The following is a 12616-nucleotide window of genomic DNA, read 5'->3' on the forward strand; positions in this document are numbered from 1 at the left end:
CGGAGGAAGACAAATAACTGGTTATCCGCAAAAGTGCCATCAAGAAACCTTTTGTTATATCTTTTCTCTCCGTCTCTCCGTCTCTTCATCTCTCTTTCTCTCCGCCTCAGCGGTTTATTTAAACTTTAAAGTCCAATCAATCCTCTGCTTTCCCGGGCAGCATGGGCACGAATACAAAGCCGCCAAAGATTTGTTCTTCATAGTCGTTGTCGTTGTGGCGGATGATGCGGGTCATCTTTTGAAGGCCCTGTTCACCTACCGGTGCCACCAGCATTCCACCATCTTTGAGCTGCTGCCTGAGTGTGTCGGGGATGACAGGAATGGCTGCTGTGATAAGGATGCGGTCGAAAGGAGCAAAGGCAGGTAGTCCTTCATAGCCATCTTTGTAGAAAATGCGCGCGGGATAGCGCATGCGATCGAAAAACTGTTTTGTTCTTTTGTACAAATGCAATTGCCGTTCGACTGTGTAAACTTTTGCACCCAAAGCCAGCAATACCGACGCCTGGTATCCTGAACCCGTTCCCACCTCAAGAACTTTCATGTTTTCACCTACCTCCAGCAGCTCTGTCTGAAAAGCAACCGTGTAAGGCTGCGAGATGGTTTGGCCGGAGCCGATGGGGAAGGCTTTGTCCTGGTAGGCGTATTCGAGAAACGACGAGTCCATAAAAAAATGGCGCGGCACCGTATTGATGGCTTCCAGCACGCGTGCATCGGCGATGCCTTTGCTTTGTAGCTGTGCCACGAGTTTTTTGCGAAGGCCTTTGTGGCGATAAGTATCGGGTTTATCCATGATAAAAATTAGAAACTGAAATCCTTGCAAAGCTACTATTTTGGGCGGGAGGCCGGCAAAAAGTTGATGCTTTTGAAGGTTCCAAAACTTCCAATTGGCATTTACTCCCTTTAGGAGAGAGTTCGGGGGTGAGGTTGAAAAGCAAACCGCTCACTCACACATACTCCCTATCAGCCCGGCAGAAGAGCTCCCCTCTCCATTTGGAGAGGGGCCGGGGGTGAGGTCTAAAGGCGGGGTTATTGATAGCCGTTTAATTGTGATTGTTTACCCCAGCTACTGACGTTTGACTTTTGTGATTTGGAACTTATTTGTCTTTTGTCCTTTGACTTTTGGAACTTATCTTAGCCTCTGCTGTGCCAAAATCCTTACTTTTGCATCCACATAATAAAATCACTATGTTGAAAATCGGAGTGCTTGGCGCCGGCCATCTCGGGAAAATTCATATCAAATGTATCCGCGAAATTAGCGACTACGAGCTGGTGGGTTTTTACGATCCTAACGTTGAAACGGCTACCCGTGTGGCTGAGGAGTTTGGGCTGAAAAACTTCGACTCGCTCGATTCCATCATCGAGGCCGTGGATGTGGTGGACATAGTAACGCCTACCGTTTCGCATTTCGATTGTGCGGCAGCAGCTTTGCGCAAATCGCGCCACGTATTTATCGAGAAACCCATTGTGACCACTCCGGCAGAAGCCCGCGAGCTGATGAAGATTGCCGCCGAGGCTGGCGTTAAAGTGCAGGTAGGGCACGTGGAGCGTTTTAATCCCGCTTTTCTGGCAGCCGGTAAATACATCAACAATCCAATGTTTATCGAGACGCACCGCCTGTCGCAGTTCAACCCGCGTGGCACCGACGTGCCGGTGATCCTCGATCTGATGATCCACGACATCGACATTATCCTGAGCGTGGTGCGTAGCAACGTGAAAAAAATCAGCGCAAGCGGTGTACCCATCGTTTCTGACACTCCCGACATCGCTAACGCCCGCATTGAGTTCGACAATGGCTGCGTGGCCAACCTCACCGCCAGCCGTATCTCGATGAAAAACATGCGCAAATCACGCTTCTTCCAGCGCGACGCCTACATCTCTGTTGACTTTCTGAATAAAGAGCTTGAGATTGTGCAAATGAAAGACATCGATCGCGATCCCGACGATCCTTTTGCTATGGTGCTCGATCTGGGCAAGGGAAAAGGCATGAAGGAAATTATTATCGATAAACCGATGGTGGAGCCAAATAACGCCATCATCGTTGAGCTGGAAAGCTTTGCCAACGCCATCAACAACAATGCTACCCCGCCCGTCACCATCAACGATGGCTATCAGGCGCTGGAGGTGGCTTATCGCATCCTCGAAAAGATCAACTATTAGACAGCTGGTGCAGGGCGCAACAGACAATATAAGCCGGGCGGCGGCCGTTTCAGAAATTCAATTAAAAACAAACAATGTGCGGATGAATATTTTGAAAAATAAATGGTGGGTGCTGACGATGATTGGCAGCATGGTGATTTTCTTTTCGGCCTGTTCGGATGAAAATCTCGAACCCGGCGTTCCGGCCTTTGTTTCGTTAGATTATGTCGAGTTTTCAACGAATCCTTCGCAGGGTTCTCCTTTGCAAAATATTTCTGATGCATGGGTATTTGCCAACGGCGCCACCATCGGCGTTTTCGAGATGCCCGTGAAGGTGCCCGTTTTGGTTTCGGGCAAAGGCGAGTTGCGTATTGAGGCGGGCATCAAGCTCAACGGCATTGCCACCACGCGCGTCAACAATCCTTTTTTTGAACCCATTGTCATCAAGGATTTCAATTTTATTTCCGATTCGATTCTTGATGTGGATTTGCATACTACCTATCGCGAAAGCACCATCTTCGACTGGATAGAGGATTTTGAAGAGTTACCACTGTCGCTCGATACTACCAACCTGGGTGGAAAGGCTTTCATCACCCGCACTTCCGAAGGAGCCATTAGCGGAAACTTTGCGGGCATTATCCAGCTCGATGGGCAGCACAAAATTTTCGAGGCAGCCTCCTTCCAGGACTATACCTTGCCGGTGGACGGACGTCCGGTGCTGCTCGAGATGCATTATAAAAACACCACTCCTTTTTCGGTGGGAATCATTGCACAAAGTCCTTCGCAGGTCATCAAAAAAGAAATTATCGTGCTTTATCCAAAGCAGGAGTGGAACAAGATTTATATCAACCTTACGGATCAACTGCGCGAAAGTTCTAATGCGCGCACTTTTAAAGTTTTGATCCGCAGTTATATCGACGCGGACGATGAGCAGCACACCATCCATCTCGACAATCTCAAACTTATGCACCGATAAACCTGATGAAAGATGCAGACACTTAATAAAAAGACTCAGCAGGCCAGGTATGTTTTTGCCGACTGGCTCGCGGCGGCGCTGGCCTGGATGCTTTTCTTCGCTTATCGTAAAGTTTCGGTAATCCCCGATCTGCTGCACAATCTTCACGAAATTTATGGCGACCCCAACTTCTATCGCGGCATGGTGGTGGTGCCTCTGTTCTGGCTAATTCTTTACATAATTGCCGGAAGCTACCGTCGCATCTACCGAAAGTCGCGCCTCCGCGAGATCACCGCCACTTTTACAACGGTATTTATTGGCGTGGTTATCATCTTTTTTACGCTGCTGCTCGACGACGTCGTTTCCTCACCCGCCAGCTATTACAAGTCGTTCACCATGCTTTATCTGCTGCAGTTTGTCTTTACGGCTTCTTTCCGACTTTTTATCACTACGCGAACCGTCAAGAAAATTCACCATAAAGTTCTTGGTTTTAATACCATTATCGTAGGTAGTAATGAGAATGCGGTGAATCTTTACAAGCAGCTGGATGCACAGTTTCCGTCGTCGGGAAACCGGTTTCTTGGTTTTGTTAATGCGCGTGTTTACGACAAATATCAATTGGCTGATCATCTGCCGCATTTGGGCTTTTATAAGGAGTTGCCCCGGCTGGTGCGCGAGCTGAAGGTGGAAGAGGTGGTGATAGCCATCGAACGCAGTGAAACGCAGTTGGTCGAGAAAATCCTGACGCAGATAGAAGACACCGATGTTATCATCAAAATTATACCAGCCATGCAGGATTATCTGCTGGGCAGCGTAAAGACGACTTCCATTTTTACGGAGCCGCTCGTGCAGATTTCGCCGCACATGATGCCGCCCTGGCAGGAATCCATCAAGCGCCTGATCGACTTCAGCGCTTCGCTGGTGGCCATCATCTTGTTATTGCCTGTTTACATTTTACTTTATCTGTTTGTGAAATTTTCTTCGCCGGGACCCGCATTTTATTTTCAGGAGCGCATCGGACTGCACGGAAAACCATTTATGATTCCAAAGTTCAGGTCGATGTATGTTGGTGCCGAGAAGGACACGCCCCAGTTGTCGTCGAAGGATGACAGCCGCATTACGTCGGTCGGGAAGTTTATGCGCAAAGTACGTTTGGACGAGCTGCCGCAGTTTTTTACGGTGCTTACCGGAAGGATGTCGTTGGTGGGATATCGTCCCGAGCGCCAGTTTTTTATCGATCAAATCGTAAAACGCGCCCCACATTATCGTTTGCTTTTTAAGATAAAACCAGGAATCACATCGTGGGGACAGATCAAATTTGGCTATGCCAGCAATGTGGATGAGATGGTGCAGCGGCTTAAATATGATATTTTGTATGTCGAAAACATGTCGCTTGCCATGGATTTCAAAATCATGTTTTACACGGTCCTAATCATTGTGAAGGGGAGTGGGAAATAGAAGTGCCTCTCTTTTATTTTTGGACGTTTCGAGGTCCTTCGGACGCTCGAAAGTCTGAGGGTAAGGGCGACTTTCTATTCTCAAAGATTCAAGATAGAAACGTTAAACTTAAAAAAAAGTAAAAGTTGAATTTGCTTGCCGGTGAGCACGATAATACGTGAAAATTGAAAAACTACGAATTATGTTTCTTAGCTGTTATAGTTTCTGTTTTAATAAAGCAAAACTCCCGGAGGTAGATTGCCTTCGGGAGTTTTTGTTATTATTGATTTGCTGTTATTATTTGGCGTTTTTAAATGCTTTAATACCTGCAAATCTTGATGTTTTTCCTAGTTCATGCTCTATCCGCATTAACTGGTTAAACTTCTCTATGCGTTCACCACGGCAACCACTTCCGGTTTTTAAGTGACCTGCATTTACTGCAACGGTGAGGTCGGAAATAAAGCTGTCGATGGTTTCCCCACTTCGGTGCGACACAAAACAATTGTAAGAGTTTTTGTATGCCAACTCAATGGTTTCAAGCGTTTCGGTTACAGTACCAATTTGGTTTAGTTTGATAAGGATAGAATTAGCCACACCTTTTTCAATACCTTCGGCCAGGATTTTCTTATTGGTACAGAAAATATCATCCCCAACAATTTCTGTTTTTTTACCGAGAACATCTGTCAGATTTTTCCAGCCTTCCCAGTCATTTTCGGCCAAACCATCTTCAAGCAGAACAATCGGATATTGGTTTACCCAACTTTCCCAAAGTTTAACCATATCATCACTTGAAACTAATTTTTGTGTGCTTTTGAAAAATTTATATTTCCCATTTTCCCACATTGCACTTGCAGCCGGGTCAAGACAGATACTTACATCTTTCCCGGGTGTATATCCAGCTTTATGTATGCCTTCTAAAATCATTTCAACAGCTTGATCATTCGATTTCAAATCAGGAGCAAACCCACCCTCATCACCTACACCTGTGCTAAGACCTTTTGCTTTTAAAACCGATTTCAGGCTATGGAATACTTCTTCACCCATGCGGATGGATTCTCTAAATGAAGGCGCATTGTGCGGCGCAATCATAAATTCCTGAAAGTCCACATTGTTGTCAGCATGACTACCTCCATTTATAACATTCATACAGGGCACTGGCAATAAGTAAGCATTACTTCCACCTAAATACTGATAAAGTGTTGTCTTTGTACTTAATGATTTGGCTCGGGCATAAGCCATTGAAACGGCTAAAATAGCATTTGCTCCAAGTTTAGATTTATTAGGCGTTCCGTCTAATTCGATCATCAGGTAATCTAATTCGCGCTGACTTTGGAAACATTTGCCTACTATTTCTTTAGCGATAATCGTATTCACATTTGCCACGGCTTTTAGTACGCCTTTACCGCCGTAACGATTTTTATCGCCATCCCTCATTTCTACCGCTTCCCGTTCACCTGTTGATGCTCCACTTGGTACCATAGCACGTGACAATGTTCCGTCTTCCAGTTGCAAGTTCACTTCAACTGTAGGATTTCCCCTTGAATCGAGTATTTCGATTGCTTTTACTTTTTGAATTTTCATTATGTAATTCCTCTGTTTTTAAATTTATTATTTTTATTAAAGTTAATTAATCTCGTGATGTGTTCCTTCATCTTGAACACAACCTCTGTGTAAATGTAATGTTACGTTTATTTCTTCATTCCCCTTTACCAAAAGGTTTCTACAAATCTAATCTGGCTGGGTTCGCTTGCCCGGGTTCCCTTCATTTTACAATCTGAATCTCTCATTTTTAAAATCCTAATTTTTCATTCCAACAAAAGTAAGCATGATTTGGACAGGGAACAACCGCACAGCCTTTTTTATTTTCAAACATTTCCTTGTTAATCGCATTCCATAGCTGTGACCATTTCCATTTTAATAAAAAAAACTCCCGGAGGCAGATTGTCCTTCGGGAGTTTTTTATTTAATTTCTACATCAAGCTGTCTACCTTCTTCAAATGCTTTTTTGTCCATTCCAGAACCAACAGCAATTCCAATTGCTAGTCCTATTGGTAATCCAATTCCTAAAAAAGCCATATTTCCAAGGCTAACACCAAAAGAAACACCAATCGGAATACCAAGTGCAGTCATTCCAGTAACTAACCAAAGTTTTCGATAGTAGTTTTTTGGCACCAACTTAACCTCTTTTTCAAGCAATTTGATAATCATAGTTTGCTTTCTTTTCATTCTTTTTCCCATATCATCTCCTAACATAGAAGTTGAATTCATCTCTTCAACGTCTTTATTAATAGACATAACCAGCTTATCAGGCAAATCCCTTTTTCGCAATTCAGATAGTAGTTTTTCAAACTGAATATACGTTTCTTTAAGTTTGACATTGTTCTCAATGCCTGGTTTTTGATTTAACTCATTAATCTTCATTCGTCTGTTTTTTTAATATTAAGCACAACTTCTGTGTAAACGCTATGTTACATTAATTTCTTCATCATCCTTTACCAGAAAGGCCACTCTTATCTTTGGATTATCAATTTTTGTTTTCCGATAAAGTTTTCCGATTTGATCTCGACCAGGTAGATTCCGTTGCTTAGCTTGCTGATGTTAATTTCCTGTTGATTTTTTTTCAGTGTTTCAGTTTTTACCAATGAACCATTCACATTAAAAATATTCAATGTTTTATAGGTATTGTCATCTGTGTCAACACTTATCGTAAAAAACTCAGAAGCAGGATTCGGGTAAATAGCAATGCTGTTTTTTATGTCTATTTCTTCTATTCCCACTGGTAAAGGTCGTTTCCAAACACCAGAGTTATGAGTTCCAGCAAAGATATTTGTTTCGCTGATGGCTAATGTATAGATAGAGTTACTCGTCAAGCCGTCATTAAACTCCGTCCATGAGACTCCATTATTTCTTGATAAAAATACTCCGCCTTCCCGAGTTCCTGCAAAGATATTTGTTCCGCTGATGGCTAATGATTGGACGAAAGCATTTGTCAAGCCGTTACTAAACTCAGTCCATGAGCTGCCATTATTGGTTGATAAAAACACGCCGTCCGAAGTTCCTGCAAAGATATCTGTTCCGCTCATGGCTAATGATTGGACATAAGGATTTGTCAAACCAGTATTCACCTCAGTCCATAAGCTTCCATTATTGCTTGATATAAACACACCGGCATCATAAGTTCCTGCAAAGATATTTGTTCCGCTGAAGGCTATTGAGTTGATAGCATTAGTTGTAAAACCGTTATTCACCTCAGTCCACGAGTCTCCATTATTGATTGATAAAAACATTCCGCCGCCCCAGGTTCCTGCAAAGATATTTGTTCCGCTGATGGCTAATGATTGGACATAAGGATTTGTCAAACCGGTATTAACCTCTGTCCATGAGCTTCCATTATTGGTTGATAAAAATACGCCTCCGTTAGTTCCGGCAAATAAATTTGTTCCGCTGATGGCTATTGGTCTGACCCAAGAGTTTGTCAAACCGTTATTAACCGCCGCCCATGAGTTTCCATTATTGGTTGATAAAAATACTCCGTGTCCAAAAGTTCCTGCAAATATATTTGTTCCGATCATGGCTAATGAATGGACAGCAGTATTTGTCAAACCAGTATTAACCAAATTCCATGAGCCTCCATTATTGCTTGATAAAAACACTCCGCCATAAGTTCCTGCAAAGATGTTTGACCCGCTTATGGCTAATGATTGGACGAAAGCATTTGTCAAGCCGTTACTAAACTCAGTCCATGAGCTGCCATTATTGGTTGATAAAAACACGCCGTCCGAAGTTCCTGCAAAGATATTTGTTCCGCTGATGGCAAATGCTTGGACATAAATACTTGTTAAACCAGCATTAACCTCAGTCCATGAGTCTCCATTATTGGTTGATAAAAATACTCCGAGTCCAAAAGTTCCTGCAAATATATTTGTTCCGCTGATGGCTAATGCTTGGACATAAGGATTTGGCAAACCGGTATTAACTGCAGCCCATGAGCTTCCATTATTAGTTGATAAAAATACGCCGCCGCCGTAAGTTCCTGCAAAGATATTTGTTCCGCTGATGGCTATTGCTTGGACTTGAATACCTGCCATCCCGTTACTAACCTCAGTCCATGAGCTTCCATTATTGCTTGATAAAAATACGCCAACCGAAGTTCCAGCAAAGATATTTGTTCCGCTGATGGCTATTGAATGGACATAAGAATTTGTTAAACCGGTTGCCGTCCAAGAGCCTCCATTATTGGTTGATAGAAACACTCCGTAGCCCGAAGTTCCAGCAAAGATATTTGTTCCACTGATAGCTAACGAAAGGACTCTAGTACTTGGCAAACCGTTATTAACCTCAGTCCATGAGCTTCCATTATTGCTTGATAAAAACACTCCGCCACCATAAGTTCCTGCAAAAATATTTGTTCCGCTGATGGCTAATGATAGGACACTTCCTCCCTCAGGTCCGCTGGTTTGCTGCCATTGGGCATTTGCCGCAACCGCTGTAGCAATTAAAACTGTTAAGATAAATGTAAATTTTTTCATGCTTGTTTTTGTCAGTGTTTATCGTGCTGACGCCGCACTTTTTTTGTTTTATCAATAATTTTGTTGATCCATTTGCTTGCATCTAACCTCTTTGTATTTGTAATGTTACGTTTATTCCTTCATCATCCTTAACCAAAAGGTTTCTACAAAACTAATCTGGCTGGGTTCGTTTGCCCGGGTTTCTCTGTTATGAAACCTTTTTGCGTTGGTGTTGCATGATTTTTTCATGGTTCAATAATTTTCCAATAGCCGGTCTTGTCACTCCCTTTACGTTCTAATATTCCCTTCTCTTTAAGTTCTTTTATTCTTCGTTTTGTAGTGCTTAAACTTACATTCAATCGCGCACCAATTTCGACTGCTGTTATTTTATTATTTTGCTTTATCAAATAAAATAGAGTGTCATTTACAGTGTCATTTTGCGTTTTTACAGTGTCATTTACAATGGGAACAAAATGAACTCTTTCGCTTTTTCTGCTTTGTTTGGCTCACCCTGTCGTATGTATTCTTCAAAGTTATCCATTGTCTGAGCTATGATTTACTTTTCGATTTATGTCTGTCGTTTCTGTTTATTAAGCTTGGCGTTAACGGCGGGTGGTATGAAATCCTTTAGGGTTCCTGCTTATTTGCTTACAAGGATACCAATACCTGGTACGGCTCAAAATAAATTTCACAGTTTATTGTTGCTTGTTTTCGTCCTCTACAAGCTTTTCATCTATTATTTCTTCAGCTTCGTTAATCTTTTTTTCCACCTTTTCTATCCTTCCTTTCTTGTCCTTCTTTTTTAGTTTGTCAACAAGTTTTCGCAGAAAGGGGACGTATTGTGCTAATAAAAACAAACCGGCAAAGACAAGTACATACCCCAGCGGGATAAATGGGATCAACATAAAAACCCCGCCAAGCAACAAAATTAGAATGCCGGCCACCAGCCTGATGTATTTTTTATGCTCCGGCTTAATTGAAATCAACTTTTTCATTGTAAATCTTTGTGTTTTAAATAACTGCTAAAAGTGTTGCTTACTAAAACCATTGTTTACCGAAACTTGTTTATTCGCCACAAAGATTCCTACACCTGGTATTTTGCAAAATAAAATTTCAACCTACGCTCAGGTTGGTTTTAGATGCTTTGGTAAACCGTTTAAATCGCAGACTTTGATTGGCTGCCGCATGGCAAAACCTGCCCACCTTTTGAAAATGAATTATCTTCGCATCTTCTAACTTTATTAATAACAAAACGTATTTCAACAATGAAAAAATTATTCTTTCTGATGATTGTCCTGGTTTCTGTTGTAATCAGCAGTTGCAATCAGGCTGGCACCGAGCAAAATGCTACAAAGGATGAGGCCGTGATCGACAAGCCGCAGCTCACCCTCACCAGCAACCGGATGACGCCCGAGGTGCTGTGGTCGTTTGGCCGGCTGAGCGATCCGCAAGTTTCGCCCGATGGCAAAACCATCCTCTACGGTGTTTCTTATTACAGTATCGAACAAAACAAAGGCAACCGCGATCTCTATGCTGTAGATGCCGATGGAAGCAACCAACGCCGCATCACCAAAACGGCCAAAAGCGAATACAATGCGCTGTGGCGTCCGGATGGCAAAAAGATCGGCTTCCTTACCACCGAAAGCGGGTCGATGCAAATGTGGGAGATGAACCCCGACGGCACCGGCCGCCGTCAAATCAGCGATGTCGATGGCGGCATCAGCGGGTTTAAATATTCGCCCGACCAATCCATGATCGTTTACACCAAAGAAATCCCGGTGGAGAACAAGTTTAAAGATATCTACGAAGGGCTGCCCAAAGCAACCGGCCGCCTGATCGACGACTTGATGTACCGCCACTGGGATACCTGGACGGATACTTACAGCCATATTTTCGTGGCCAAATACAACGGCACTGCCCTTAGCGGTCACACCGACATTGTATCAGGCGAGCCCTGGGATTCGCCCATGAAACCGTGGGGAGGTATGGAGCAGGTCAACTTTTCGCCCGACAATAAATCGATCGTTTACACCAGCAAAAAGCAGGAGGGGAAAGCATATTCCATCTCCACCAATAGCGAGAATTATATTTATAACATCGAAACCGGCGAAACGCAAAATACCACCGAGGGCATGATGGGCTTCGATATTGCCCCTCAATATTCGCCCGACGGCAACTACATTGCCTGGGAAAGCATGGAGCGCGATGGATTTGAATCGGACCTAAACCGGCTTTTTATTTTAAATATTAATACCGGAGAAAAAATTTATGCTTCCGAAAACTTCGATCAGAACGTGGGCAGCCTGCTATGGTCGGCCGACAGCCGGTCGGTGTATTTCGTAAGCGATGTGCAGGGAACTTTCCAGATTTACGAATATAATATGGATGCCAAAGAGGTGCGAAAAATTACCGATGGCATGCACGACTATGGCACCATTGCCTGGGCTGGCGATAAGCTGGTGGCTACCAAACAAACCATGGCGACGCCTACGGAATTGTTTATGGTCGATCCGGTGAGTGGCGCTGAAGAGCAGATCACTTTTACCAACAAAGACTTGCTCGATCAACTGGTGATGGGCAAAACGGAAGGCAGATGGATGAAAACCCACGATGGCATGGATATGCTCACCTGGGTGATCTACCCGCCTGATTTCGATCCCAACAAAAAATATCCTACGTTGCTTTATCTCAAAGGTGGACCGCAGGGACCGCTAAGCCAGGATTTCCATTACCGCTGGAATTATCAGATTATGGTTGCTAATGATTACATCATCGTAGCTCCGAGCCGTCGCGGCGTTTCAGGTTTTGGACAGGAATGGCAGGAGCAGATCAGCACCGATTATCATGGCAAAAGCATGAAGGATTATCTCACTGCTATCGATATTATGGCCAAAGAGCCTTTTGTGGATGCTGACAATCTGGGAGCTATCGGCGCCAGCGCGGGAGGATGGGCTGCCTATTATCTGGCCGGAAATCACGAAGGCCGCTTCAAAGCATTTATCGCCCACGACGGCATCTTCAACGAAGAAGCCCAATATCTGGAGACCGAAGAGATGTGGTTCGAAAACTGGGACAAAGGTGGCCCCTTCTGGGAAAAGAGCAACAAGATCATCAAAGATGTCTATGAAAATTCTCCGCATAAATTTGTCCAAAATTGGGATACGCCCATTCTTGTGATTCATGGCGAGCAGGATTTCCGCGTGGTTTACACACAAGGCATGACAGCCTTCAACGCAGCTATCCTGCGCGATGTGCCGGCCGAGTTTCTCTTCTTCCCCGATGAAAATCACTGGGTACTCCAACCACAAAACGGAATCCTGTGGCAGCGCACATTCTTTGCCTGGCTGGATAAATGGTTGAAGTAATAAAGAGAATATAGAAAACAGAACACGGATAACACAGATGATACAGATTTGCACTGATCCGTGAAAATCAGTTTAAAAGAAACCGGTTTCTGTCTTTGCGACGGAGGCCGGTTTGTTTTATTACCAGATGTCTTTTAAAACATAATTTACAGATAATGATTTTTGTTTTCCAAATGCTCGCGCTACCCCTCAATCCCCTAAAGGGGGTCGGGGGG

At 43.7% G+C, this 12616-nt stretch carries 9 protein-coding genes; 4 read left to right on the forward strand and 5 right to left on the reverse strand.

Features of this window, described 5'->3' with window-relative positions; all coding sequences use genetic code 11:
• Positions 1-136 precede the first annotated feature (136 nt).
• A complete protein-coding gene (locus tag VFC92_02860; protein ID HZK07118.1) occupies positions 137-790 on the reverse strand; it encodes a protein-L-isoaspartate(D-aspartate) O-methyltransferase in 654 nt (217 codons plus the stop codon).
• 395 nt (positions 791-1185) lie between these two features.
• On the opposite strand from VFC92_02860, the gene VFC92_02865 reads away from it, so the two are divergent.
• From VFC92_02865 to VFC92_02875, 3 genes are all read left to right on the forward strand, one after another.
• The gene (locus VFC92_02865; protein ID HZK07119.1) at positions 1186-2157 is read left to right on the forward strand and encodes a Gfo/Idh/MocA family oxidoreductase; all 972 of its coding nucleotides are present in this window, start codon (positions 1186-1188) and stop codon (positions 2155-2157) included.
• 82 nt (positions 2158-2239) lie between these two features.
• Entirely contained in the window at positions 2240-3112 is an 873-nt protein-coding gene (locus VFC92_02870) for a hypothetical protein (protein ID HZK07120.1), read from the forward strand.
• A gap of 12 nt (positions 3113-3124) precedes the next feature.
• Positions 3125-4549, forward strand: coding sequence for a sugar transferase (locus tag VFC92_02875; GenBank protein ID HZK07121.1), 1425 nt, complete (start codon positions 3125-3127; stop codon positions 4547-4549).
• 276 nt (positions 4550-4825) lie between these two features.
• Here VFC92_02875 and eno read toward each other — a convergent pair whose 3' ends face one another.
• The 4 genes from eno to VFC92_02895 form a co-directional block, all read right to left on the reverse strand.
• Complete coding sequence (gene eno / locus VFC92_02880) at positions 4826-6109, reverse strand: phosphopyruvate hydratase (GenBank protein HZK07122.1); 1284 nt, start codon at positions 6107-6109, stop codon at positions 4826-4828.
• A gap of 378 nt (positions 6110-6487) precedes the next feature.
• Positions 6488-6949: a hypothetical protein gene (locus VFC92_02885; GenBank protein HZK07123.1), complete on the reverse strand. Its 462-nt coding sequence runs from the start codon at positions 6947-6949 to the stop codon at positions 6488-6490.
• Between the two features lie 89 nt (positions 6950-7038).
• On the reverse strand, positions 7039-9057 hold the full coding sequence (locus VFC92_02890; GenBank protein HZK07124.1) for a T9SS type A sorting domain-containing protein: 2019 nt from the start codon (positions 9055-9057) through the stop codon (positions 7039-7041).
• 674 nt (positions 9058-9731) lie between these two features.
• Positions 9732-10031, reverse strand: a complete 300-nt coding sequence (locus VFC92_02895) for a hypothetical protein (GenBank protein ID HZK07125.1) — start codon at positions 10029-10031, stop codon at positions 9732-9734.
• A 270-nt stretch (positions 10032-10301) separates the two neighbouring features.
• Between VFC92_02895 and VFC92_02900 the strand changes: the two genes are divergently transcribed.
• Complete coding sequence (locus tag VFC92_02900; GenBank protein HZK07126.1) at positions 10302-12401, forward strand: S9 family peptidase; 2100 nt, start codon at positions 10302-10304, stop codon at positions 12399-12401.
• Positions 12402-12616: the final 215 nt, after the last annotated feature.

The sequence above is a fragment of the Bacteroidales bacterium genome (genome assembly GCA_035647615.1).
GTDB lineage: Bacteria > Bacteroidota > Bacteroidia > Bacteroidales > 4484-276 > SABY01.